We start from the raw sequence: 24,630 nt of genomic DNA on the forward strand, positions 1-24,630 counted from the left end.
CGACCTGATGCGAAGCCGTCAGTTTCTTGATTGTTGTTGTTTGGCATGGGCCGTCCTCCGGAAGCAGAACGGAGGTTATGGCTCCGGCCCCTCGTGTCAACGCACGCTGCGCGCATCCTGAAAGAAAAACCCCGCCTCGGTGGGACTCCAAGGCGGGGAAGGTTCATTGGGTAGAAATCCACGCGCGTGGAAAACGAGTGCGCGGGAAGTAGCGGCATCAATTCTATTCGGACGGCTGGCTCGGACAACGGGATTAAAGGGCGCACAACACCGGGACTTTTTCCCGATCCGGCCGGCAAAAATCCCGACCTCGCTCAAGCGACGCGGCTCACCGCACCACGTCGAGCCTGACATTCGCGACACCCTTGCCGATCATGCCGAGCGACTGCGCGGCAGAATGGGAGACGTCGACGATGCGCCCGGGAACGTAAGGTCCGCGGTCATTGACACGCACGGTGACCGAACGGCCGGTCTTGACGTCGGTGACGCGCAGCTTGGTGCCGAACGGCAATGTCGGATGCGCGGCAGTCAGTTCGCGTCCGTCGAACTTCTCGCCGCTCGCAGTCTCCTGCGCGTCGCTGTAGAAGCTCGCGACCCCCTGCGATGCAATCTTGGTGTTGCCGGTCCGGCGCGAGGCATAGGGCGTGTGCCTGTGCGCTGTGGCGACGCGTGTGCGCGTGGCAGACGAAGCAGTCCGTGTCGGCTCAGCCGATGCCGGCCTGCTCGCGAGCGCCTGCGAGCGCTGGCTGACAACGGAAGACTGCGCGCAGGCCGCGAGCGATGCGGCTCCGATCATGATGGCGAACAGCCGGAGCGGCTTGCGCGCCTGAGCAAACAGGACCGCGGGCGCAGCACCGCGCACACTGCGTTTGACGTCGACGTACGAAATGACTGCATCGTCGCGCAACATGTTGCATCCCCAACTCGCGCCCCAGCCCAAGCCGAAAATCCAACGCCCAATGAGCCGAATCCAATCAGGGCGGAACGGTGGCGGAGCGCGGTTGGACACGCCTCACGCAGCGCGATTTCCCCTCGGGTGTGGTGGATGCGCCACACAACTCAGGCGCTTCGCCTGGGAATGCAGTCCGGTGCCGTCCGTGTGTGGACATGGATGCCGGCGCCTCGGCCGCCGGTTTCGGTTCCCGAAACTCCCCAACCTCTCCATCCTCTCGCCTTGCTTTGGTCAAACCGGACTGGAGTCGTGGGGCCCGGGCCAGGGGTCGAAGCAGAGCGAGGATTCGCCGGCCGCCATTTGCGGTTGACCTTGGACTGAAACGGGGACCGCCAATGCAATCGACACTTAAAGACGCTGATCCGCACGATATTTTCGCGATCGAACCGAGCTTCGCTGCAACACGCAACGACAACGCCGCCGCCACGCCGGTAGCCGCCGGCAAGGGAGCGCCTGGGCAGCGCGAGCCCTGGTTCGGCCCGAGCCTCGCCCCCTCCGCCACGCCACCGGTCGCGTCCGCCGCTGCGGTCACCTCGGTGCCGCCGGTCACGCCGATACAACCAGCGACGCCGGTGCCGCCGGCCGCGCCGGAGTACAGCACCGCAAGCCATGACGGCAGACTGGACGACATCAGACTGGAGCGCGCGCCGCGCCCGACCAACAAATGGGCGATCCGCGCCTTCTGGTTCGTGTTCGCGATCGCCGGCGCCATGGGCACCGCGGCGTGGCAGCACTACGGACATCGCGTCAAGCAGGTGGTGGCGGAGTACGCGCCCCAGGTTGAGGCCCTGACGTCGCTGCTGCCGGGCAAAACGACTGCCGCTCCCGATCCGGCGAGCCCACCGGTCGCGCAGGAGGCGGCCGCCGATCAGCCGGCGGAGGCCGCTCCGGCCGCAGCCCCACAGAACGTTGCCGCAGCGCAGCCCACCCCTGCCGCAGCACCAGCGGCCGCAGCAGCACCGATCGCACCCGCCACCGCGACAACGCCGGCCGCAGCCGCACCTGACCAACCGCAGTTGCTGCAGTCGATGGCGCGTGACCTCGCGTCGATGGGACAGCAGATCGAGCAGCTCAAGACCAGCATCGATCAGCTCAAGGCCGGCCAGGATCAGTTGGCGCAGCGTGTCGCGCGGACAACCGAGACCAGGGCGGTCGAGCCACGGCCGGTCGCCCCACGCCCGCGCGCCGCAATCGCGCCGCCGCCGACGGTCCCCCACACGGCGGTTGCGCCGCCGCCGGTGCGCCGGCCGGCACAGGCCTACATCCCGCCGCCACCGCCGGCATCAGCAGCGCCGCTGCCGGCCCCGGTTGCAGTCTCCCCGCAATCGGCCGTGGCACCGCGGCCCGTGCAACCGCAGCAACAGTCCAGTGTTGTTGACGCGGATGATGGCGGCCCGGTGGTTCGGCCGCCGATGCCGCTGCGCTAGACGGATGAAAAAATGCGGCCGATCGCGATGACGCAATCGGCCGCATTGCACTTCGGTATTCGAATTACGCGCTCTGTCCCGGCGGCAGCACCACCACGGTCGCGCCCGGCTTGACGTGCTGGTAGAGATCGATGACGTCGGCATTGTTCATGCGGATGCAGCCCGACGAGATCGCCTGCCCGATATATTCGGGCTGGTTGGTGCCGTGGATGCGATACAGCGTGTCCTTGTTGCCCTGGTAGAGGTAGATGCCCCGGGCGCCGAGCGGGTTGGCGGGTCCACCGGCGACGCGCGCCGGGTACGGCCCGAGCCGCTCCTGAATATCCTTGGTCGGAACCCAATCCGGCCATTCGGCCAGGCGGCCGACGGTGGCGACGCCGGAGAACGCCATCGCCTCCTCGCCGACGGCGACGCCGTAGCGGATCGCCTTGCCGCCGGGCAGCACGTAATAGAGATAGCGCGCGTCGGTATCGACCAGGATCGAACCCGGCTGCTCCTTCCGCGTGTAATCGACAATGTGGCGCTGGAACTGATCGGGGATCCTGGCCTCCGCATAGGGCGGATGCGCCAGCAATTGCCGATCGCGCGGCGTCATCGCAGCATCCGTCACCGGCGACAGCGTCGCCTGCATGCAGCCGCCAAGCGCAAGCGAACCCACCAGCACCGCAGCAAGCCCCAACTTCGACACGATCATTCTCCCCCTGCGTCAACTTGTGGCACTTGCTGCCGAAATCGTGCTGAAATCGTGGCAGCCCCGCCTGGAACACGGCTGTTTGATCGGTTCCCTCGGCAGGTGTGTCCTGACGGTTGCAGGTGGTTCCCGCGGACGCTAGCCTTGCGACAAAATGTCTAAAACATCGGGAGGAATTCGATGCGTTACGCTCTGCTGGTCGGCGGTCTGATTGTCGCGGCAACACCGGCCCACGCCGATCCGCGCTCAGCGTATGTCACGATGGTGCTGCAGGCCTTTGCGGCCAAGGTCGAGTGCCCCGGCACCGATCTCGTCTATCAGGACCTTGTGCAGCGGGCGCAGGACATGCACCTGCCCGACGGCACCACCGAGCAGGTGCGCAAGGCGATCGCCTTCATGCACACCGGCGGCAAGATGGGCGAGAAGCAGCCCGACGACCTGATGACCGAAGTCGCGATCGCAACCCAGTCCACCGACCTCGACCAGCGCCGCGCCGGCAGCATGACGACCTGGTGCCAGGACCAGAAGTCGCGGCTCGCGGGCTACATCAGGACGAAGGAATAGAAAACGTTTTCGAGCGAAGGGGGCACCGGTTCGCGTGAAGAAAACGCGTCAAACAAGAATCCTCAATCAAGCTCCGGCGGCGCGAACCAGTTGGTCAGCGACAAGCCGCCGTCGACCACGATCGATGCGCCGGTGACGTAGCCGGAGAGCTTCTGCGACAGCACGGCGAGCGCCATCGGCGCGAGATCGTCCGCCTGGCCAAGCCGGCCAAGCGGGATGTGCCTTGCAAGCGCAGGATCGGCGACGAAGCCGCCGGCCGCAATCGCGCCGGGCACCAGCGCATTGATGCGGATGCCATAGCGGCCCCAGCTCTTGGCCAGCTCCTTCACCAGCATCGCCATGCCGGCCTTCGCCGACGAGTAATGCGGCAGGTTGCGCGGCGTGCCGGCATGCAGCGACGTGAGCAGCAGGAACGAGCCCGGCGACTTCGCCGCGATCAGCTTGCGCGCCAGTTCGCGCGACAGATGAAAGCCGGCATCGAGATTGACCGCGTGCATCTGCCGCCAGGTCTCTTCATCGACCGTCATCGCGTGATCAGCCTCGCGGCGCGGCGGCGACGCGCTATGGACGAAATGCGTCACCTGCCCGAGTGACGCTTGCGCATGCGCCAGCAAGGCGTCGCAAGCCTCGCGCTGTGCGAGATCGCCGATCCAAGGCACTGCGAGTTCGGGACGCGGAGCGGCCGTGATCGCGGCGACGACCTTGTCTTCATGCAGATCGGCGAACACCGTGCGCACGCCCTCGCCGACCAGCGCCTGCGCGATGGCGCGGCCGATGCCGTTACCGGCGCCGGTCACCAAAGCCGCTTCCCGAACGGGATCGAAGGGCGATGTGAAAAGGCTCATGATCCCGCAACTCCCGGACTTGCAGACCTGCGTTCAGTATGGCGGCGCTTTGCGCGCCCGCTGCGCCTTGGCAGCTTCGATCCACCAGTTGAAGTCGTCGGCAAAGCGAGGAAAGGCGCGCTCCAGCGATTTACCGCCCTCGCCGATCGGCTTGCCGTCGGCCGACAAGGTCTGCGCGATCGGCCCCGCGCTGATCGTGCTCGACACCACCACCATGCCCATCTCCGACAACGTGCCGTGCCAGGCGGTCGCGGCACGCGCACCGGCGAACCGCCCCGCCGAATAGCTTGCGATCGCCGCCGGACGCCAGAACCATTCCTCGAGGAAATGATCGGTCAGGTTCTTGAGCCCGGGCTGCATGCCCCAATTGTACTCGCCGGTGACGAACAGGAAGCCGTCGGCGTCGCGGATTTTTCCAGCGAGCGTTTCGAGCACGGCCGGCGCCTGCCCCTTGGGATGTTCCTTGTACATCCGGTCGAGCATCGGCAGGCCGACCTCCTTGGCATCGATCAGCTCGACATCGTCGCCACGGGCGCGAAGACCGTCGACGACGAAGTGCGCCAGCCGGATGCCCATGCGATCCGAACGATAGGAGCCATAGAGAACGAGAATGCGGTGGGTCATGGCGCGATCCTACCACGGCGCTGCGACAGCCGTCCTGCGGCCGGCGCGCAGATGTTAACGCCGTTCGGCGGGTATTTTCCCGGCGTTAAGCAATTGGTCGCAGGCCGGCCGCGGTGGCCAAAAATCGCCAGATTTGTTTTCTGGATATGTCGTCGCTTCGAGAAAGGAGAACCCGACATGCCGATCGCAAGGCTGTTTTTTGCAGGCTCGCTCGCCGCCATCGCCGCCATCGCCACTCCGGCGCTGGCAAAGAGTGCCGAGCGGCAGAAGCCCGACGAGAAGTCCACCACCGCCACGCCGACAGGCTGCCAGGCCTACCAGCAAGCCCCTGACGGCACCTGGAACCAGCTTCCCTGCGGCGAGGCGGGCTCGGGTGGCACGACCCAGCACCGCGCAGCGACCAAGGGCGCTGACGACGACGAGCACTGAACCGTCACGCGTGGCCCTTTGCCTTGGCCGAGCCTTGCCGGCCGTCGCGGCCGGGGCGGTGCGGCGCCTTCGACTTTCGATGATCGGGACCGCTGGGACCACCGCGGCCCCGTATCATAAACCCAAGCTTAATGCGCACCCGGTACGGTTGAGGTCTCTCCCCTCGTCCAGAATGGCGCGCATCCCATGAAAATTGGTACTCTCCTGACGGCCGCGATCGTCTCGTTATCAGCGGTCGGCGGCGGACTGGCGGCCTATGTCGCTGTCACCAAGTACCAGACCATGGACAAGATCTCGACCGCGCAGAGCCGGCTCGAAATCGTCCGCGCCGTTGGCGATATCCCGCGTTACATGAACCCCGAGCGTGGCTACGCCACCAACCTTTTGCTTGGGGGCGCCACGATCGATCCGAAGCAGATTGCCGAACTCGACCGTCAGCGCCAGCTGACCGACGGTGCGCTTGCCAAGGTCAACCAGGTGCGCGCCACCCTGCCGGGATCGCTCGACGATGGCGAGGCCGTCGCGCGCGAGATCGACGCGCTGAAGGTGAAGTTTACCGGACTGCGCGACGCCATCGCGGCTGCGATCGCCGGCCCCGTCGATGCCCGTCGCGCCGCCGCCGGCAAGATCGTCGCCGACAATTCCGTGTTCAACGCCGGCGTCACCACGCTGCTCGACGAGCAGGTGCGCCGCCTTGCCGGCCTCGACGGAAATGCCTATCGCCAGGCCAACTACGCCAACGTCGCCTGGACCTTGCGCGACATCGGCGGGCTGAATGCCAGCCTGCACAAGGCGCTGGTCGGCGCCAGGCGCGTCGCGACCGAGCCGGAGAAGCAGGAGCTCTATCGCTCGACCGGCCGCACCGAGCAGATCCTCTCGACCTTGCAGGAGCTGCGCAACAATCCCGCGACGCCTGCCAACGTCATGACGGCGCTCGGCAAGATGCAGGCCGATTATGTCGAGCGGTTCGGCAAGGCGCTGAAGCTTGCCAAGGAAGGCGCAGTGACCGGCAAGTACGAGCTGGATCTCGACGCCTACTACCCCGAATCGCAAATCGGCCTCGCCGCCATCATCACCGTCCGCGACGCGTTCTACGAGAATGCCGAGCAAGGTCTTGCCGCCGCCTATTCATCGGCACGCGTCAGCTTCGTGGTGGCGCTGACCGGGCTGCTCGCCGTCATTGCCGTCAGCGCCGCTCTGATCGTCATGGTCCGCCGCCGCATCCTCAACCCGATCGCCGCCCTCACCGGCCGGATGTCGCGTCTCGCCGCGGGTGACGTCGCCGAGGCGATCCCGGGCGCCGCGCGCAACGACGAGATCGGCGCGATGGCTGCCGCCGTGCAGGTGTTCAAGGACAACAAGATCGACGCCGATCACCTCGCGACCGAGAAGGAAGCCGAGAACGACGTCAAGATGCGCCGCGCCCGCGTGCTCGACGATCTGACACGCGCCTTCGAGGCCAAGGTCACGGAGCTGGTCGGCGGGTTGTCCGCCGCGTCCTCGGTGATGGAGAACACGGCGCAATCGATGTCGGCCACCGCCGCAGCAACCAACCGGCAGGCCGCGGTCGTCGCCGCGGCATCCGATCAGACTTCGACCAACGTGCAGACGGTCGCAAGCGCGACCGAAGAACTGACCTCCTCGATCTCGGAGATCGCCCGCCAGGTCGCGACCTCGACCGAGATCGCCGCGCGCGCGGTCGATCATGCCCGGCGCACCGGCGACACCGCCCGCTCGCTGGCCGAGGGCGCCCAGAAGATCGGCGACGTCGTGACGTTGATCCAGAGCATCGCCGCGCAGACCAATTTGCTCGCGCTCAACGCCACCATCGAGGCAGCCCGCGCCGGCGAGGCCGGCCGCGGCTTTGCCGTCGTCGCCTCAGAAGTGAAGTCGCTGGCCGGCCAGACCGCGAAGGCAACCACGGAGATTTCCGAGCAGATCACCGCGATCCAGACCGCCAGCGACGAGACCGTGACTGCCATCCGCAGCGTCGTCGACGTCATCACCGAGATCGACCAGATCGGCACCGCGATTGCCGCGGCGATCGAGGAACAGGGCTCGGCGACCAAGGAAATCTCGCGCAGCGTTCAGGAAGCTGCGCGCGGCACGCAGGAGGTCAATTCGAACATCTCCGGCGTGCAGCGCGCCGCCGACGACACCGGCGCGGCGGCAACCCAGGTGCTGGGCGCGGCCGAGCAGCTCTCGACGCAGTCCAAGGACCTCGCCGGCCAGGTCAACCGCTTCCTGTCAGACGTGCGGGCGGCGTAATCGACGGCACGCCGCTGTCAAAGGGGGCAGATATTTGCTCCCCGTCATTGCGAGCGCAGCGAAGCAATCCATCGCACCGCAAGCGGCAGCATGGATTGCTTCGTCGCTTCAGCGCAAAATTGCTTCGCAATTTTGTCGCGAGCTCCTCACAATGACGAGGTTTGGCAGCCCTCTAGCCGCCACGCAGGCCAAGTACGCGGCGGGCGATCGCCTGGCGATGGACCTCGCTCGGGCCTTCGTACACCCGCATCAGCCGCGCCTTTTGCCAGAGCGCGTTCAACGGCAATTCCAGCGTCACGCCGAGTGCGCCGAGCGTCTGCATGGCATGGTCGCAGGCGTCATAGGCCATCTCGGTCGCGAACACCTTGATCATCGAGGCCTCGTGGCGGATGTCCTCGCCGCGGTCGGTCTTGTCGGCGGCTTCGCGCACCATCAGCCGGCACGCATGCATGCGGGTGGAGATATCGGCAATCCACCACTGGATCGCCTGGCGCTCGGCGAGCTTGACGCCGAACGTCTCGCGCTGCTTGGCGTGCTCGCACATCATGTCGAGCGCGCGCTTGGTGATGCCGACGCAGGTCGAGCCCATCTCGAGCCGACGCGTGCGCAGGCGCAGCTGCATCGGCGCGTAGCCCTTGCCGACTTCGCCGAGCACCGAATCCTTCGGGATGCGGCAGTCCTCAAACACGATCTCGTAGGTCGAGCCGCCGCCGACCATCGGGATCTCGCGTTCGATGATGAAGCCCGCCGTGCCCTTCTCGACGATGAACGAGGTGATGCCGCCCTGGCGCTGATCGTTGCCGACCCGCGCCATCACGATGATGAAGTCGGCAGCGCGCGCATTGCTGATCCAGATCTTGCGGCCGTTCAATACCCACTCTTCGCCTTCGAGCACCGCACGCGTCTTCATCCCTGCGGGATCGCCGCCGGCGCCGGGCTCGGAGATCGCGATCGCCGATGTCATCCGGCCCTCGATATAGGGCTGCAGATATTTCTTCTTCTGCGCGTCGGTGCCGACCGCCTGCAACATGCGCAGGTTCGGCGAGTCCGGCGGCAGCACGAACGGCACGCAGCTGCGGCCGAGCTCTTCGTGCACCGCAGCCATCGTCCGCGTCGGCAGGTCGTGGCCGCCGAGATCCTCGGGCGCATCGAGGCCCCAGAGACCGAGCTCCTTCGAGACATCGCGCAGCCGTTTGCGCTGTTCCGGCGTGAGCTCGGGATGATCGCTGCCGGGCAATTTCGATTTCAGATATTGCGGCTCGAGCGGGATCAGTTCGCGATCGACGAACCTCGCGACGGTCTCGCGGATCATGGCTGTCTGTTCGTCATCGCTCATCTGGGATTCCTCGCCTGTGCTGTTGTGCTTCACAAATCCAGTAGCGCATTTTTTGTCGGCACAAATAGCGGAAACGCGCACCCACGCTCACTGTCGCGCGAGGGTTTCATGGTGCGGAATTCAATATCCCGCGGCGCGGTCAGCGACCGCGCAATTGCGCAAGATGCGCGGGCGCCTCGACCAAATCATCACGCAGCACGAAGTTGTCAGGCGTGCCCTAGTCGGCAAAGCCGACGTAGCTGACGAAGTCGCTGTTGGCCTCGCGGTCCGACCGCACCGCGTTGGCGGCAAAGCTGTCGTCGGGATAGCCCATCGCGACGCAGGTCATGATCACCTGGTCTTCCGGGATATTGGCGACCTCGCGCACGATGTCGGAGCGCATGATGCCCTGGCCGTTGATGACGCTGCCAAGGCCGCGATCCCAGGCCGCCAGCACGATGCCGTAGCAGAGCGCGCCGAGATCGAAATGGCAGACCGCGCCGGGATCGAGGATGCGGTCGTAGGTCAGGACCAGCGAGACCGGGGCGTCGAACTGGCGGAAACCGCGCAGCACCCAGTCCTGCCGCATCGGCTTGTCGTCGCGGGCGATGCCCATGGCGCCGAACAGCTTCTTGGCGATGTCGACCTGGCGGCCGCGGTGAACGCCCTGGTACTCGCCGTGGCTGACAATGTCGCGCTTGGCTTTGGCGCCGGCGATCATCTCATCCATATTGCGGCGACGCACTTCCTCCAGCGGCGCCCCGGTCAGGACATGGACGTGCCAGGGCTGGGTGTTCATCGAGGACGGCGCCCGCTTGGCCACCTCGATGATCTCCTCGACGGTCGCCCGCGACACCGGTCGCTTCTTGAACCCGCGCACGCTTTTGCGTGTCTGTACCAGCGCCTCGAACTCCATTCCGCGTGTCCCCCATTTTGTTCCGCACGGCACGCGGAATTTTCTCACGACTATCCGGGCATTTTATAGACAAATTTGGCTGTGGGAACTTGATCGGGCCAAGAATCCGATATCCAATCCGCCACTGGTTTGGTTTAGGGAGAACCCAGATGAAGCGGATTTTCTTGGCGGCCGTGATCGCGACCTTTGCCGCCGGTTCGGCATTTGCTCAGGACGCCTCCTGCGAGACAAAAGCCGTCGGCAAGGACGGCAAGCCGCTGGCCGGCGCGGCCAAGACCTCGTTCATGAAGAAATGCACGATGGATTCCTGCGCGACCAAGGCGGTCGGTTCCGACGGCAAGAAGCTCGCCGGCGCGGCCAAGAACTCGTTCATGAAGAAGTGCCAGAGCGGCGCCTGAGCCCTTCCCGGCGCTGATCGCCCCCAGATCGAAACAAACCATCGGGTCGCGCCGGGCGCGGCCCGAACGGCTATTGACGAGCAGACGGCCCAGGTCGGCGGGCGCTCAGAACGAGACGCCGACCCGCACGCCCCTGCTCCAGACCCGCCGGCAGCGCTTCTTCGTATTGCCGTGGAACATTTCGAAGCGTTCCGGCAGTTGGATGGGCTTTGAAAATTCCAGGCAGGCCCCGCCGGCGGAATAGTCCACCAGCCGGCATTCGATCAGCGGCGCCTTCGGTTCAAGCTGGAGCTTGACCACACTGGACACGCATCCCGTCGGTCGAACACGCGCAAATCGCCGGGGATGCATCAGGCCGCCTCTGGTGGAATCGTACCAACAGGTTCCTCGGCCGGCGTTAAGATTCCGTTCAGGCGGATTGTTACGATTCGTGTCTGCTCGATGACGGATCGGCACGCGGGACGCCTGGACGGCGCGCGGCCGCCAGCGTCTCCGACGGTGCTTCGCCGAACTGCGACCGGTAGCTCCGCGAGAAATCGCTCAGGTGCCAAAATCCATAGGCCAGCGCACAGGCCTTGACACTGGGCGCCCCGGCGAGCAGTTGCCGGCGTACCAGCCAGAGTCTGCGCAACCTCAGGTAGCGATGCAGGCTGACGCCGCGGTAGCGCAGGATAGCGTCGTGTAGCGCGCGCACTGACACGCCGATCTGCCTGGCGAGCTCGCCGCTGTAGATCGGGTGAGCGACGTCGCCGGCCAGGATGGCGCGCGCGTCGTTGAAGACCTTGAACTGGCGCGTCGTGTTGGCCCGTGTCGCCCACTTGGCCGGCACGATCTCGGCGAACGCGTTGTCGATCGCGGCGAGCAACGTCTCCTTGATCGATGCCCCGGTGGCGAACTCCGCAATCGTCACCTGTTCCGACGTGACGAGCAGAACCTGCCTGACCACTTCGCGCAGCCGATCCTGCGCGCGTTGGGAGATCTCGTGGATGCTGAAATGCAGACCAGGGTTCGGCCAGCCACGGTCGACAATCTCGGGCGTGAAGATCACCGAGGCATATTGGCGGGGTGTCTCCTCCACCGAGGTGTAGAACGCACCGCCGCCGCCGAGCACGATCACGTCGCGATCGCGCTCGGCGCCGTTGAACCGCATCGGAACGCCGTCGTCCATCGTGAAGCCGACCGCGGTGGTATGCGGCGCAAGCTGCGCGTCGACGATCCTTGGAAAGGACTGCGTGTAGTTGAGGTCGCATCCCGGCAAACTCAGGATGATCTGCTCGGCCGAAATCTTCCGCGCAAGCGGCGTGAAATCAACATCCAGATTTCGGATCGAACTCCGGAATGCATCAACATCGTCAAAACGAAAGACTCTCGGCACCAGCAATGGCGCCGTCAAATGACCGCTCCTATGAAATGATCTTGAAAATTTGCGCGCGGCGCGGCGTCCTGCGTGCCCGCATCATCGATAATGTCCATGCCCAAATGCGAATCGACCAATAAATTCAATCGGGAAAAATGCGGCCGTTGGACGGACCGAACAATCAGACAAAGTATCGCTGCTGCCGAATTTCGATAGTGTTTACCGGAATATCCACCGGTGGATCGGCTCTCCCCATCAAACTCTATACCCCTATTAAGGATTCGGGGAGCAGATTGACGTTGGGAACACTGATGTTCCTCGTCGCGGAACATTTTAGGTACCGCAATGACAGTCATTGCCTCGCCCGATCTTTTTGCCAAACTCGACCATGTCCTGAAAGCCGGCTCCCCCGATCTCCGCACGCGCATGCTGCGCGAGGTGGCCAGCCTGTTTCTGGACGACGTTCACCGCCTCAGCGCGCATCACGTCGAGATGTTCGACGGCATCCTGGTTCGCCTGACCGACGGCGTCGAGCTGCGGACCCTGACCACGCTCAGCCGCTCGCTCGCCGATTTGCCTGTGGTGCCGCGGGAGCTCGCACGCCGTCTGGCCAACCATGATGACGCCGATGTCGCCGCGCCGATCCTGCGAAAGTGCGACTGCATTCCGGATGCCGACCTGATCGACATCGCCTGGATGCGGGCCGAGGGACACCTCTGCGCGATCGCCGGCCGCAAGGCGGTCAACGCGGAACTCACGGACATTCTGCTGATGCGGGGCGACAGCAGCGTGCTTCGCGTTCTCGCGGGCAATCCCGGCGCCGCCATGACCAGCGCGGGTCTTGCGATGATGGTCGATGCCGCCGAGCGCGACGACGATATTGCGGACGGGTTGATCGCGCGCAGCGACCTGCCTCACCGTGTTGTCGCCGATCTCGTGATGCGATCGACGCCGCGCCAGCAGGTCCGGCTACTCAAGCTCGCACGTCCCGAACTTCGGGACACGATCCGCGCCGCCATCGATGCCGGCACAGCCCGCGCCTCCGCAAACCCGCCAGCCAAAATCGACTATGCAAAGGCGCCGGCCGCGGTGATTGTGAAACGCTCTCCGGCGGTGCGAGTGGTGTCATGACGTATGGTGACCGCAGGGCGGAGCGCGTCAAACTCGATACGCGCCATCCCGTCAACCTCATGGGCGTCGACGGCACATGGCGGCGGAGCTGCATCCTGCTCGACGTCTCGCAGAGCGGCGCCCGGCTCGAGGTCGATGGAACGCTCGACGTGCTGAAGGCGCAGGAGTTCTTCCTGGTGTTGTCCTCGCGGGGCCTGGCCTTCCGCCGCTGCGAGCTGGTCCGTGTCGACGGCAGCGAGATCGGCGTCAGATTCATCGAAGAAAGAAAGCGCAAGGGACGCGCCGTCATTCCGAAATGAGGATTTACGCAGACCGGCCTGAGGGGGGAAGTTGACGACATGACAACGCACAGAGCGACAGATATCGAGGTGTCGACCACCTCCGCCGCGCCATTGCGCGGGACCATCGAAATCGACTGCGCCGGCACCGTCGCGACGTTCGCGATCGATGAGGAACTCGCGCATCGCCTGTGCGCTGATCTCGAACGGTTTCTGACCCAGGTCCCGCGGCGCACCCGCACCGCGCGCGTCTGACAGCACCGAGCACCCGGCGGCCCGCGCCTACTCCCGCTTGAAGCGATAGTCGAAGCGTTCGCCGTCCGCCTTGATCAGACCGACCGTCGGGGCGGGAAAATGGATCGGCAGGATCAGCGTGTCGGTCTCGGCAACCGAGGCAAAGAATTTTCGCCGCGATAGAGCCGACTGCTTCGGATCCCAATCCGGCTTGGCCGACCACTCCGGCTCGCGGCACTGGATCGCGTGGTGCATCAGATCGCCGGCGACCACCGCGCGCTGCCCCTTCGAGAAGATGTTGACGCAGCAATGGCAAGGCGAGTGGCCCGGCGTCGGCGTCAGCGTGACGGTGTCGTCGAGCGCATAGTCGTCGTCGACCAACAGCGCCTGCCCGGCCTCGACGATCGGCAGGCAGTTGTCGCGAAACACCGTGCCGGGCGGATTGGCGCCCTTGGCATTCTCGGCCTCCCAGGCCGCATACTCCCCCTTGTGAAAGACGTATTTCGCGTTCGGGAAGGTCGGCACCCAGCGCCCGTCACGCAGCGTGGTGTTCCAGCCGGTGTGGTCGATATGCAGATGGGTGCAGAACACGTAGTCGATCTGCTCGTAGGAGATGCCGAGCGCAATCAGTTCGTTGCGCCAGCGCTCTTTGCCCGGGAAGTCGAACGGCGGCGGGTGTCCCTTGTCCTCACCGGTGCAGGTGTCGACCAGGATGGTGTAGCGCGGCGTCCGCACCACGAAGGTCTGGTAGGTGATCACCATCATGCCGCGCGCGGCATCGAAGACTTCCGGCTCCATCGTCTTCAAATGATGCTTGAACACATCATCGTTATAGGTCGGGAAGAAATCCTGCGGCCGCCGCCACGGCCCCTCGCGCTCGATCACCGCGTCGATCGTGATGTCGCCGATCCTGATCTGCTTCATGCCGTTTCACTCCCGCTTTTTTGCAAAGCGTAGCGGGCAGCGCCCGGCCTCACAAGCCGAACGCCGCGCAGCGCCCCATGCGGCATTGCATTGCCGGGAACGCTGCTGCCGCAATTCATCCGGAACGTTGTCCATGCTGCGGAGATGACCCATCGCGCGAGCAGAATTGCTTGCGCGATGCTGAGGTCGATTGCCGCGGCCGACGCCTTGAAGGATTGGGCTGCCGCAAATCGACCCAAAACGGCTCCTACCCGGAGCGACGGTCCAGCAAGGAAACGAGTCGCGTGGGCAGGAAATTGAAATACGCGGCAGCGGCGATCGTTGCCGTCACAGCCGGAATCTACCTCAACAACTCCAGCCTTCTCGCGCCCCACTCCGGCGGCAAGCCCGTGCTCCTCGCCCATCGCGGCATCGCGCAACGGTTCGACGAGCGCAATCTCAGGAACGACACTTGCACCGCGGCGCGCATGCTGCCGCCAAGCCATGACTACCTCGAGAACACGATCCGCTCGATGCGGGCCAGTTTCGATCGCGGCGCGGACATCGTCGAGTTCGACGTCCATCCGACCACCGATGGTGAATTCGCGGTGTTTCACGACTGGACGGTCGATTGCCGGACCGACGGCCAGGGCGTCACCCGCGAACAGGCGATGGCGCGGCTGAAGATGCTCGATATCGGCTATGGCTACACGGCCGATGGCGGCAAGACCTTTCCATTCCGCGGCAAGGGCATCGGCCTGATGCCGTCGCTGGATGAGGTGCTCAAGACCTTTCCGGATCGCCGGTTCCTGATCAACATCAAGAGCCGCGATCCCGCCGAAGGCGAGAAGCTCTCGGCGGTCTTGAACCAGCTCCCCGCCGAGCGGCGCAAGCTGATCATGGTCTATGGCGGCGACCAGCCGATCGAGGCCGTCCGGCGTCTTTCGCCGGAGACGCGCACCATTTCGCGCGCAGCGATCAAGAGCTGCCTGGTTCGCTATCTCGGCTATGGCTGGACCGGCATCGTGCCGGGCGCCTGCCGCAACGCCATCGTGCTGGTGCCGATCAACTACGCGCCCTGGCTATGGGGCTGGCCGGACCGCTTCCTCGACCGCATGGCGGCGGCCAACAGCGCGGTGTTCGTGCTCGGCCCCTATCAGGGCGGCGAGTTCTCGACCGGGGTCGACGATGCCGACACGTTCCGGCGACTGCCGGAAAACTATTCCGGCGGCATCTGGACCAATGAAATCGAGGCCATCGCCCGCCTCACCGGCCGGTAGATCCGCATCTTCTGTCATCTCACCGTAACAGAAATCGTGCGACTGAGACGGCTCGCCGCATCGAGGACAAACCTTATGACCGAACCGAATCCTTCCCTCCCCAAGCTTGCCGAAACCGTCATCGAGCCGACGGTCAAGCTGCGGGAGGTCAAGGTCGGACGTTGCTGCGAAGTCCTCGGCGACACCGCGATCGAATACACCGAGCTTGGCGATTACTCCTATCTCGGCAGCGGCTGCATGGTCGCTGACGCCGTGATCGGTCGCTTCTGCGCCATCGCCGCGCAGGTCCGGATCGGTGCGCCCAATCATCCGGTCGAGCGCCCGTCGCAGCATCGCTTCACCTACTGCCCGGAATATTACTCGGCCTCCGCCGAGCGCGATCACGGCTTCTTCAGCGATCGGCGCGCGGACCGCGTCGTGATCGGCAACGACGTCTGGATCGGCCATGGCGTGATCGTGCTGCCCGGCGTCACCGTCGGAGACGGCGCGGTGCTGGCAGCCGGCGCAGTGGTCTCACGCGACGTCGCGCCCTACACGATCGTCGGCGGCGTGCCGGCCCGGCCGATCAGGGAGCGCTTCAGCCGCAAGATCGCGGCCGACCTGTCGCAGATCGCGTGGTGGAACTGGCCGGCCGACACCATCTGGGAGCGCCTCCCGGAATTCCAGTCCGGCGACGTCGAAGCTTTTTGCGCGCGGTGGCGGGCTTGAGCTAGCTCCGCAACCCCGGCGCTTCGTGGCCGGTGCGCGCGACATATTCGGTGTAGCCGCCGCCAAATTGGTGGATGCCTTCCGGCGTCAGTTCCAGCACGCGGTTGGAGAGCGCGGCGAGGAAGTGCCGGTCATGCGAGACGAACAGCATGGTGCCCTCGAACTCGGCGAGCGCGTTGATCAGCATTTCCTTGGTGGCGAGATCAAGATGGTTGGTCGGCTCGTCCAGCACCAGGAAGTTCGGCGGATCGAACAGCATCTTGGCCATCACGAGCCGCGCCTTCTCGCCGCCCGAGAGCACCCGGCATTTCTTCTCGACGTCGTCGCCCGAGAAGCCGAAGCAGCCGGCAAGCGCGCGCAACGAGCCCTGGCCGGCCTGCGGAAAGGCGTCTTCCAGCGACTGGAATACGGTGCGCTCGCCGTCGAGCAGATCCATCGCATGCTGGGCAAAATAGCCCATCTTGACGCTGCCGCCGACCGCGACCGCGCCGTCGTCGGGCTCGGTTGAACCGGCGACCAGTTTCAGCAGCGTCGACTTGCCGGCGCCGTTGATGCCCATCACGCACCAGCGCTCGCGGCGACGGATCATGAAGTCGAGCCCGTCATAAATGCGCTTGCTGCCATAGGCCTTGTGAACGTTCTTCAGGCTGACGACGTCCTCACCGGAACGCGGCGCCGGTTGGAATTCGAACGCCACGGTCTGGCGCCGCCGCGGCGGCTCGACCCGCTCGATCTTGTCGAGCTTCTTGACCCGGCTCTGCACCTGGGCCGCGTGCGAGGCGCGCGCCTTGAAACGCTCGATGAACTTGATCTCCTTGGCGAGCATTGCCTGCTGCCGCTCGAACTGCGCCTGCTGCTGCTTGTCGGAGAGCGCGCGCTGCTGTTCGTAGAACTCGTAATTGCCGGAATAGCTGGTGAGCTGGCCGCCGTCGATCTCGACCACCTTGTTGATGATGCGGTTGATGAACTCGCGGTCATGCGAGGTCATCAAGAGCGCGCCTTCATAGCCCTTCAGGAACTGCTCGAGCCAGATCAGGCTTTCGAGATCGAGATGGTTGCTCGGCTCGTCGAGCAGCATGACGTCGGGACGCATCAGCAGGATGCGGGCCAGCGCCACGCGCATCTTCCAGCCGCCCGAGAGCTTGCCGACGTCGCCGTCCATCATCTCCTGGCTGAAGCCGAGGCCCGCCAGCGCCTCGCGCGCGCGGCCGTCGAGGGCGTAGCCGTCGAGCTCCTCGAACTGGTGCTGCACCTCGCCATAGCGCGCGATGATGTCGTCCATCTCGTCGGCCTTGTCGGGGTCGGCCATCGCGGCCTCGAGTTCCCGTAGCTCGGCCGCGACCACGCTGACAGGTCCCGCCCCGTCCATCACCTCGGCGACCGCGCTGCGGCCGGACATCTCGCCGACATCCTGGCTGAAATAGCCGATCGAGATGCCGCGATCGAGCGAGACCTGGCCCTCATCCGGGATTTCCCGGCCCGAGATCATCCGGAACAGGGTGGTCTTGCCGGCGCCGTTCGGCCCGACAAGGCCGATCTTTTCGCCCTTCTGGAGCGCGGCGGAGGCTTCGATGAAGAGGATCTGGTGGCCGACTTGCTTGGAGACGTTATCGAGGCGGATCATGCTTTAATGCTGGGGAAATGAGGGTTTGCGGCCTCTTATTCGATCTGGGACGCGGGTGGAAGCCCATTCCGCGGGTTTCGCGCCGCGCTTCATGCATGCCACGATCGTTGCCAATGGAATATGACAGGAATCCTTCGGCGATCGGTTCTGGGGCATCACATGCAGGTCTGGTTTCTCTATCTTCTCGCGCTCGGCGCCGGCATCAGCGTAGCCACGCAGCAAGTCCTGAATGGCAATCTGCGATCCGCCCTCAACTCGCCGGCATGGGCCGGGCTGGTCAGCTATCTTGGCGGGCTCGTGACGATGGCGGTCGTGCTGGTCGCAACGCGGGAGCCGGTTCCGTCCTGGAAACTGGTGACGGCTGTGCCCTGGTGGGCCTGGAGCGGCGGCATCCTCGGCGGCGTCTTCATTTTGCTGATGATCCTGCTGCTGCCTTCACTTGGTGCTGCCACCTTGCTGGCGCTGGTGGTCGCGGGTCAGATGCTCGCGGGGATCGCGATGGACCATTTCGGCATGTTCGGGCTGGCGCAGCACCCGGTGTCGGTGTCACGGCTGGCCGGCATCGCGCTCATCATCGGCGGCGTGCTCCTGATCAAGGATTGAGGCCATCGACAAGCCGGTCGCCGCGATCGATTCCCTGAATGAGAAAGCTCCGCTGACTCCGCCGGCGTATGACGTTATGGCGCAGCCACCCTGGGTAATCTCCGGGTGTGGACACCCGCCGATTCGTCGCTTAGCTGTAAGCACCCGCCCTCGTCGTGTTGCGTCCTGCGGGATCGCCCATCCCAGTTCATTTGCGTCAGAAAAGAATTGCGCATCCGCCATCGTCGAGAGGCCGCATCGCGGACTTCGGCATGGGTCGGAGGCTGCAAGGAGCATCACATGACCCATTGTTTCCGTTTGGTCGCCGCACTGGCGTTATTGCTCGGCAGTGGCGGTGCCGCTCTGGCCCAGTCGCTGCCCGACTACATGGCACCGATCTCCGGCAAGACCTCGTCGACGCCGGCCGATGTCGCGACCAAGGACGTGCTCGCACTCAACACCGGCATGTTCGAGCTCTACGGCGATGCGGCAAGGATCTTCCAGAAGAACGTCCTCGACAAGCACCCGGTGATCCTCGGCCTGTTCTCCGGCGCCGGCGGCCGCCTGATCCTGTACCGGCCGGGCAAGCCGCCGACCGAGGCGCCGCAGGTGCCGATCGTCTATCAGTTGCTCAAGTCGGTCGGCCACAGCACCATGGCGCTGGCCGAGGTGGTCGGCCCCTATGTCAACAATCCCGACGACAAATCATGGCGCGGGTCGATGCAGGCCTATCGCAGCCGGATGCAGTCGGCGCTCGACGGGCTCGATGCCACGCCGATGCAGGCGGACTGGCGTGACAACAACCGCGCCATCCTCAAGAACAACCTCGCCTTCATGGACGAATGCCTCACCGCCGGCGCCATCCCCTTCGCGACGCTCGAGGCGTTCGGCAAGAAGCAGGCCCCGCTGCTGGCCAAGAACGTCGCCTGGGCCGCACAGACCCAGGTCGCGCACTGGATGACGGTCATGGCCGACTGGAAGACCCAGCTCGGCGCCGACTGGGACAAGACCTACGGCGCGAGCAACACGATCTATGTGGCGCGGCAGAACAACGTGATCTTCAGCGTGCTGGCGCAGTTTTTCGGGCCCGATGCCATCAACAGCCGCCTGATGCTGATCGAGACCATCTCATTCACGACGACGCCGTCGGACATGCTGGAATCGCTGACCCGGATCATCGCCGACCGCTCGGTCGGGGCGCTGTTCTTCGGCAGCTACCACCTGATGGACTATGAGTTGATGGGGGGCGATGCGCGCGAGGCGATCATCGCCGAGACCAAGACGCGCGGCATGACGACCTTCCTGCCGCCGCTGGTGCCGTTCGGTTCCAAGCAGTGGCCGACGCTGATCACGCCGGGCCCGGGACCGGCCACCATTGCCGACCTCAAGTGAGGCCAAAGCGACAAGTGAGAGGGCCACGACCTATTGCGGCGTTGCGATTGCATCGGCTTTGCCGCAATACTTTCGCGTGTCTTGCACAGATCGTTAAACCCCGGCGCGATATGCCGGCGAGGTGTTGATGAAAGATCCGACCATGCGACCCTCGCGACGCGAATTCGTGAAGTGGCTGTCGGCGGGCGGCATTTCAGTCAGCCTGTCGCATCTGGCGCTTGCGAAGGAGCCGGCTTTCACGAGCCGCGAGACACTGCCCGGGCGCGGCCATTTCAATCCGGCGGCCAAGGGCGCAGGCCGTGTCGACGGGGTGGCGAAAGTCACCGGCGCAAAACTCTACGCCTCCGATTTTCGCGCCGCCGACATGCCGGGCTGGCCTGCGACCACCTCGCACGCCATCCTGGTCCGCGCCAATGATGCCACGCATGTCTATGCCGGCATGGACCTCGCCCGCCTCGACGGTCCGGCGAAGCCGTCCGTTGTCGTCACCGCAGCCGATCTTGACCGGATCGGCGCGCGGGTGCCGGAGTTCTACACCGGTGATCTGTTCTGCCCGATCGGCAAGACGCCGATCTATCTGGGACAGCCGGTTGCACTGTTGATCTTCGAGCAATTCGACGCCTTCGATCGGGCGCGCCTCGCGCTGCGCGATGTCGGCTTCGTCAAATTCGGCGACGAGACCGGCCCGGTCACCCTGCCGAACTTTGGCGCCTATCGCTTCACGCGTGTGGCCGGCGCCACGCCCGACGCGCCCGACGTCTACTCGCCGATCCTGGCCGGCTGGGTTTCGCCGAGCCGCATCCAGAATGCGGCGCTGCCGGTCTGGCTGCCGCTCGCCAAGGAGACCAAGGCCGACTACGCCAAGGCCGCCACCTATGGCGAGCAGATCCGCGCCCAGCTCGACAAGGATGATCCGTCACAGCTCGTGCTCGACCGCGAGTTCGAGACCCAGTCGGTCGATCCGATGTTCCTCGAGCCGGAGAGCGGCCTCGCCTGGTACAGCGACAACAGCGAAACGCTCGAACTGGTGCTCGGCGTGCAGTCGCCCTATGAGGCGACCGAGTCGATCGCCTTCATGCTGGGCAAGGCCCGTTCCCCGTTCAGGCCCTCGCACATCAACGCGCAGTTCGCCCATGTCGGCGGCGGCTTCGGCGGCCGCGACCACACCCCGTTCGTGCTTTACGTCGCGCTGGCGGCGATGTTCTTCCCGGGACGGCCGGTGCGGCTCGCACACGACCGCTACCAGCAATTCCAGGGCGGCATCAAACGCCACCCGATCAAGATGCGCTCGCGGATCGGCATCGATCGCGCGAGCGGCAAGATCACGGCGTTCGCCGCCGACCATGTGCTCGACGGCGGCGGGCTCGCCAACTTCTCCGCCAATGTCGCAACCGTCGCAGCGACCGCAGCGATCGGCATCTACGACGTCCCGAAGGTCGACGTCACCACCGTGGCGCTGCATTCACGCGGCGTGACCGCAGGCTCGATGCGCGGCTACGGCACGCTGCAGACCATGACCGCGCTCGAAGTGCTGATCGACGAGGTCGCCAGCGAGCTCAAGGTCGATCCGATCGCATTTCGCCGCAACAATGCGCTCAAACAGAATGGCCGGACCATGACCGGCAATCCCTACATCGTGTCGGTGCGCACGCCCGAAATGCTCGACAAGCTCGAGACGCATCCGATCTGGCAGCAGCGCGCCGCGTTCAAGCAGAAGGCCCCGGAGGGACGGCTGGTCGGCACCGGCGTCGCCTGCGTCACCAAGGATTACGGCGCGGGCGCGGATTGCTCGCTCGGCCGAGTCGAGATCGATCCCGACGGACGGATCGCGATCCACTGCGATCATGTCGAGATGGGCAACGGCATTGGTACCGCACTTGCGAACCGGGTCGTGATCCATCTCGGCGCCGTCGCCGACGAGGTCGCCGTCTCCCGGGTCGACAGCTTCGACGCGCTCGGGCTCGTCACCTCGGGCGATCCCTACACGATGGATCAGAAGACCCAGGACCTCGCCGAGAAGAACCCGCGCTGGGTGCCCGCGATCAGCTCGGCAACGAGTGCGTCGATCGGTGCCCATGTCGGCACGCATTCGGCGGCCGAGGCGGCGCGCGTCATCTTCCGCTTCGGCCTCTGGCCGGCAGCGCTCGAGCTCTGGCACATCGGCAAGGCCGATCCGCGCGCGCGGCAGTGGGACAAGGCACGCTGGCAGGGCGGGCAACTGGTGCTCGACGATCTCGCACCGCAGCCATTGTCGCAGCTTGCGGCAACCGCGCATAAGCGCGGCTTCGTCACCGGCGCGGTAGCGCACAGCTTCTCGCGCTGGGCCTGGTCGCGCGCACGTTTCCCCTTGTTCGGCGAGCAATACCGCGCCGAGATCGATGCGCTGGCGATCCGCCGTGGCCGCGGCAGGTTCGAGCGGATCGACCGAACAAGCGTGAAGTTTCCGCCGACCGACAACAACCGGATCGGCACTGCCTACACCTCGATGTGCGGCACGCTGGTCCGCGTCGAGATCGAGCGCGCGACCGGCATCCTGCGCATTGCCAAGGCCTACAGCGTGTTCGAATGCGGCCAGGCGCTGGTGCCCGAAGTCGTGCTCGGCCAGTCCCATGGCGGGTTCGCGATGGGCGTCGGCTACGCGCTGCTCGAGACCCTGCCGCCGTTCGAAGGCGGCCCCGGCAACGGGCAGTGGAATCTCGGCCAGTACCTGATCGCGCGCGGTTCCGACCTGCCGCTGCACGACCTCGAGATCGAGATGCTGCCGCCGCTGACGCCGGACGAAGCGCCGAAGGGCATGGCCGAAGTGGTGATGATCCCGATCGTGCCGGCGCTGCTCAACGCCATCAACGATGCCACCGGCCATCGCTTCCGCTCACTGCCGGTGACATCAGCCCTGCTCAAGGGAGCGCTTGCGTGACGACGCTCACCCTCACCATCAACGGCCACAAGCACGGCCCGATCGAGGTCCGTGACGACCTCTCGATGAACGACTTCCTGCGCGAAATGCTTGGGATGACCGGCACCAAGTTCGGCTGCGGCGCCGCGCAATGCCTGAGCTGCGCCGTCATCATCGATAATCCCGACGGCACCAGCTTCACCAGCCCGACCTGCGTGGTGCCGGCAGCGAATTTCGACGGCATGGCGATCCGCACCGTCGAGGGCCACGCCAAAGACGGCGAACTCTCGGCGTTGCAGCGCGCCTTCATCGACCACTTCGCATTCCAGTGCGGCTATTGCACCGCCGGCTTCCTCAATGAGGGCCAGGTTTTGCTCGAACGGCTGGCGAAAACGCCGGTCGCGCGCGACCAGCTCGAGGCCGTGATTGCAGATGCGCTCGACGGCCATCTGTGCCGCTGCACCGGCTACATCAAATATCACCAGGCGGTGCGCGATGTGATCCTCGCCGATTCCAGCCGCTATCTGACCGCCAACAAATGAGCCCGCGAGCGATGTCATCGGAAACGCGGTTTCGGATCATTGCAGTCGTGACGGCGGTCGCGACCAGCCTGTGCGCAGGATACGCGGCATCGGAGAGCGCAAGCCACGCCCTCGCCTCCCCGGAAAGCTTTGCCGGAATCGAGAATGTCGAGCAGCGCTCTGCGGCGATCTTCACCGAGCTCGGCAAGGTGCTGACCCATCCCCGCTGCACCAATTGCCACCCCGCCGGCGACAGCCCGCGGCAAGGCGATATCAGCCGCATGCACCAGCCACCCGTCACGCGCGGTACCGACGGCCACGGCGTTGCGACGATGCGCTGCTCGATCTGCCACCAGCACGCCAATTTCGATCCCGGCCGCGTGCCCGGGCATCCGGAATGGCATCTCGCGCCGCGCGAGATGGCCTGGGCCGGCAAGACCATCGGCGATATCTGCGCCCAGATCCGCGACCCCGCGCGCAACGGCGTACGCAGGGTCGAGGACCTGGTCGAGCATATCGGCAAGGACACGCTGGTCGGCTGGGCCTGGCATCCCGGCTTCGGCCGCTCGCCGGCACCCGGCACGCAGGCGCAGGCCGGCGCGCTGGTCGAGGCCTGGGTGAAAACCGGCGCGGCCTGCCCCGCGCCGTGAGCGGCGGGGATCACCGCGTAGTGTGACGCCTTGAATCGAGATCCATCCTCATCGTCGTTCCTGCGAAAGCAGGGACCCATAACCACAAATGCCAATTGCTGGGCGATGCCGGAACGACGATTCCCTTCAACAAGGTCTGCCGCGGCGTATGGGTCCCTGCTTTCGCAGGGACGACGTGTTGGAGGAGCCGCAGGCTCACGTCACGATTTCTGGATAATCGAAGAATACCGCTGATTTGCCCGACGAGTCAAGTTCTCGTGTCGAACGTAGCCTTGTCGAGCGCGGGCGGCCGCCGGCTACTTTGCATGGGGTTGTTTTCGATATTTGTCAGTGCGCCCTTGCGATGGCAGGCTATCGCATCCGGCTATCAGCCTCGTTCCATAACCCGGCCATGACGACGCGGATACATCGCAGAAGCCCGCAAGCGCCATATGCGATGGCCCTGCCCGCAAGCGGGAGAGCAGCGTCTTCGCTGTCGCCAGTTCAAACCAGCTTCAATGCCGCTTGAAATACTGCACGTCGCGCTCGTGCTTCTCCGCGGCCGCGCGCGACTTGAAGGTGCCGAGATTGCGGCGCTTGCCGGTCTTCGGATTGACCTTGCGGGAATACAGCCGGTACGCGCCGGAACGCAGCTTGCGGATCATG

Annotated in this window: 26 protein-coding genes; 15 read left to right on the forward strand and 11 right to left on the reverse strand. The window is 65.2% G+C overall.

Going from position 1 to position 24,630, the window contains the following annotated elements; translation table 11 throughout:
• Positions 1-328: 328 nt before the first annotated feature.
• Complete coding sequence (locus FNJ47_RS04525; protein WP_163151052.1) at positions 329-910, reverse strand: septal ring lytic transglycosylase RlpA family protein; 582 nt, start codon at positions 908-910, stop codon at positions 329-331.
• 377 nt (positions 911-1,287) lie between these two features.
• On the opposite strand from FNJ47_RS04525, the gene FNJ47_RS04530 reads away from it, so the two are divergent.
• A complete protein-coding gene (locus tag FNJ47_RS04530; protein WP_163151054.1) occupies positions 1,288-2,379 on the forward strand; it encodes a hypothetical protein in 1,092 nt (363 codons plus the stop codon).
• Positions 2,380-2,443: 64 nt separating this feature from the next.
• Here the strand turns inward: FNJ47_RS04530 and FNJ47_RS04535 are convergent, their stop codons facing one another.
• Positions 2,444-3,073, reverse strand: a complete 630-nt coding sequence (locus FNJ47_RS04535; protein WP_165445527.1) for a L,D-transpeptidase — start codon at positions 3,071-3,073, stop codon at positions 2,444-2,446.
• Between the two features lie 177 nt (positions 3,074-3,250).
• Here FNJ47_RS04535 and FNJ47_RS04540 point away from each other — a divergent pair, with 177 nt between their 5' ends.
• Complete coding sequence (locus tag FNJ47_RS04540) at positions 3,251-3,634, forward strand: hypothetical protein (protein ID WP_163151058.1); 384 nt, start codon at positions 3,251-3,253, stop codon at positions 3,632-3,634.
• A 62-nt stretch (positions 3,635-3,696) separates the two neighbouring features.
• On the opposite strand, the gene FNJ47_RS04545 is transcribed toward FNJ47_RS04540, so the two are convergent.
• Together FNJ47_RS04545 and FNJ47_RS04550 are read right to left on the reverse strand one after the other, a co-directional pair.
• Positions 3,697-4,479 (reverse strand): SDR family NAD(P)-dependent oxidoreductase, encoded by a 783-nt coding sequence (locus FNJ47_RS04545; RefSeq protein ID WP_163151060.1) that lies wholly within the window; start codon positions 4,477-4,479, stop codon positions 3,697-3,699.
• Between the two features lie 33 nt (positions 4,480-4,512).
• Entirely contained in the window at positions 4,513-5,103 is a 591-nt protein-coding gene (locus FNJ47_RS04550; protein ID WP_163151062.1) for an NADPH-dependent FMN reductase, read from the reverse strand.
• A 177-nt stretch (positions 5,104-5,280) separates the two neighbouring features.
• Between FNJ47_RS04550 and FNJ47_RS04555 the strand changes: the two genes are divergently transcribed.
• Positions 5,281-5,532 (forward strand): hypothetical protein, encoded by a 252-nt coding sequence (locus FNJ47_RS04555; RefSeq protein WP_163151064.1) that lies wholly within the window; start codon positions 5,281-5,283, stop codon positions 5,530-5,532.
• A gap of 186 nt (positions 5,533-5,718) precedes the next feature.
• Positions 5,719-7,800 (forward strand): methyl-accepting chemotaxis protein, encoded by a 2,082-nt coding sequence (locus tag FNJ47_RS04560; RefSeq protein ID WP_163151065.1) that lies wholly within the window; start codon positions 5,719-5,721, stop codon positions 7,798-7,800.
• Positions 7,801-7,972: 172 nt separating this feature from the next.
• Here the strand turns inward: FNJ47_RS04560 and FNJ47_RS04565 are convergent, their stop codons facing one another.
• Complete coding sequence (locus FNJ47_RS04565) at positions 7,973-9,136, reverse strand: acyl-CoA dehydrogenase family protein (protein ID WP_163151067.1); 1,164 nt, start codon at positions 9,134-9,136, stop codon at positions 7,973-7,975.
• Positions 9,137-9,353: 217 nt separating this feature from the next.
• Positions 9,354-10,031 (reverse strand): nitroreductase, encoded by a 678-nt coding sequence (locus FNJ47_RS04570; protein ID WP_163151069.1) that lies wholly within the window; start codon positions 10,029-10,031, stop codon positions 9,354-9,356.
• 149 nt (positions 10,032-10,180) lie between these two features.
• Between FNJ47_RS04570 and FNJ47_RS04575 the strand changes: the two genes are divergently transcribed.
• Positions 10,181-10,429 (forward strand): hypothetical protein, encoded by a 249-nt coding sequence (locus FNJ47_RS04575; protein ID WP_163151071.1) that lies wholly within the window; start codon positions 10,181-10,183, stop codon positions 10,427-10,429.
• A 105-nt stretch (positions 10,430-10,534) separates the two neighbouring features.
• Here the strand turns inward: FNJ47_RS04575 and FNJ47_RS04580 are convergent, their stop codons facing one another.
• On the reverse strand, positions 10,535-10,780 hold the full coding sequence (locus FNJ47_RS04580; RefSeq protein WP_163151073.1) for a PilZ domain-containing protein: 246 nt from the start codon (positions 10,778-10,780) through the stop codon (positions 10,535-10,537).
• Between the two features lie 70 nt (positions 10,781-10,850).
• The gene (locus tag FNJ47_RS04585; protein WP_235999452.1) at positions 10,851-11,822 is read right to left on the reverse strand and encodes a helix-turn-helix domain-containing protein; all 972 of its coding nucleotides are present in this window, start codon (positions 11,820-11,822) and stop codon (positions 10,851-10,853) included.
• A gap of 309 nt (positions 11,823-12,131) precedes the next feature.
• Between FNJ47_RS04585 and FNJ47_RS04590 the strand changes: the two genes are divergently transcribed.
• The 3 genes from FNJ47_RS04590 to FNJ47_RS04600 are packed head-to-tail and all read left to right on the forward strand — an operon-like array spanning position 12,132 to position 13,450.
• Positions 12,132-12,917 (forward strand): DUF2336 domain-containing protein, encoded by a 786-nt coding sequence (locus FNJ47_RS04590; RefSeq protein ID WP_163151075.1) that lies wholly within the window; start codon positions 12,132-12,134, stop codon positions 12,915-12,917.
• Complete coding sequence (locus FNJ47_RS04595) at positions 12,914-13,216, forward strand: PilZ domain-containing protein (RefSeq protein ID WP_163151077.1); 303 nt, start codon at positions 12,914-12,916, stop codon at positions 13,214-13,216. Before FNJ47_RS04590 ends, FNJ47_RS04595 begins: the two co-directional genes overlap by 4 nt.
• Before the next feature lie 39 nt (positions 13,217-13,255).
• Complete coding sequence (locus tag FNJ47_RS04600) at positions 13,256-13,450, forward strand: hypothetical protein (RefSeq protein ID WP_163151079.1); 195 nt, start codon at positions 13,256-13,258, stop codon at positions 13,448-13,450.
• A gap of 27 nt (positions 13,451-13,477) precedes the next feature.
• On the opposite strand, the gene FNJ47_RS04605 is transcribed toward FNJ47_RS04600, so the two are convergent.
• Positions 13,478-14,353, reverse strand: coding sequence for an MBL fold metallo-hydrolase (locus FNJ47_RS04605; protein WP_163151081.1), 876 nt, complete (start codon positions 14,351-14,353; stop codon positions 13,478-13,480).
• A gap of 284 nt (positions 14,354-14,637) precedes the next feature.
• Here FNJ47_RS04605 and FNJ47_RS04610 point away from each other — a divergent pair, with 284 nt between their 5' ends.
• Together FNJ47_RS04610 and FNJ47_RS04615 are read left to right on the forward strand one after the other, a co-directional pair.
• The gene (locus FNJ47_RS04610; protein WP_163151083.1) at positions 14,638-15,612 is read left to right on the forward strand and encodes a glycerophosphodiester phosphodiesterase family protein; all 975 of its coding nucleotides are present in this window, start codon (positions 14,638-14,640) and stop codon (positions 15,610-15,612) included.
• A 75-nt stretch (positions 15,613-15,687) separates the two neighbouring features.
• Positions 15,688-16,320, forward strand: coding sequence for a DapH/DapD/GlmU-related protein (locus FNJ47_RS04615; protein ID WP_163151085.1), 633 nt, complete (start codon positions 15,688-15,690; stop codon positions 16,318-16,320).
• A gap of 1 nt (position 16,321) precedes the next feature.
• Here FNJ47_RS04615 and FNJ47_RS04620 read toward each other — a convergent pair whose 3' ends face one another.
• Positions 16,322-17,944, reverse strand: a complete 1,623-nt coding sequence (locus FNJ47_RS04620) for an ABC-F family ATP-binding cassette domain-containing protein (protein WP_163151087.1) — start codon at positions 17,942-17,944, stop codon at positions 16,322-16,324.
• Positions 17,945-18,103: 159 nt separating this feature from the next.
• Between FNJ47_RS04620 and FNJ47_RS04625 the strand changes: the two genes are divergently transcribed.
• From FNJ47_RS04625 to FNJ47_RS04645, 5 genes are all read left to right on the forward strand, one after another.
• Positions 18,104-18,547: a DMT family transporter gene (locus FNJ47_RS04625; RefSeq protein WP_163151089.1), complete on the forward strand. Its 444-nt coding sequence runs from the start codon at positions 18,104-18,106 to the stop codon at positions 18,545-18,547.
• Positions 18,548-18,826: 279 nt separating this feature from the next.
• Positions 18,827-19,918: a hypothetical protein gene (locus FNJ47_RS04630; protein ID WP_163151090.1), complete on the forward strand. Its 1,092-nt coding sequence runs from the start codon at positions 18,827-18,829 to the stop codon at positions 19,916-19,918.
• A 142-nt stretch (positions 19,919-20,060) separates the two neighbouring features.
• Positions 20,061-22,835 carry a xanthine dehydrogenase family protein molybdopterin-binding subunit gene (locus FNJ47_RS04635; protein ID WP_163151193.1) on the forward strand — a complete coding sequence of 925 codons (2,775 nt, stop codon included), beginning with the start codon at positions 20,061-20,063 and terminating at the stop codon, positions 22,833-22,835.
• The gene (locus FNJ47_RS04640; protein ID WP_163151092.1) at positions 22,832-23,356 is read left to right on the forward strand and encodes a 2Fe-2S iron-sulfur cluster-binding protein; all 525 of its coding nucleotides are present in this window, start codon (positions 22,832-22,834) and stop codon (positions 23,354-23,356) included. The genes FNJ47_RS04635 and FNJ47_RS04640 overlap by 4 nt, the downstream gene beginning before the upstream one ends.
• Before the next feature lie 11 nt (positions 23,357-23,367).
• Complete coding sequence (locus tag FNJ47_RS04645; protein ID WP_163151094.1) at positions 23,368-23,985, forward strand: Isoquinoline 1-oxidoreductase subunit; 618 nt, start codon at positions 23,368-23,370, stop codon at positions 23,983-23,985.
• A 494-nt stretch (positions 23,986-24,479) separates the two neighbouring features.
• Here FNJ47_RS04645 and FNJ47_RS49780 read toward each other — a convergent pair whose 3' ends face one another.
• A complete protein-coding gene (locus FNJ47_RS49780; RefSeq protein WP_165445528.1) occupies positions 24,480-24,629 on the reverse strand; it encodes a hypothetical protein in 150 nt (49 codons plus the stop codon).
• Position 24,630 lies beyond the last annotated feature (1 nt).

This window comes from Bradyrhizobium uaiense (assembly GCF_010811875.1).
Classification (GTDB): Bacteria; Pseudomonadota; Alphaproteobacteria; order Rhizobiales; family Xanthobacteraceae; genus Bradyrhizobium; species Bradyrhizobium uaiense.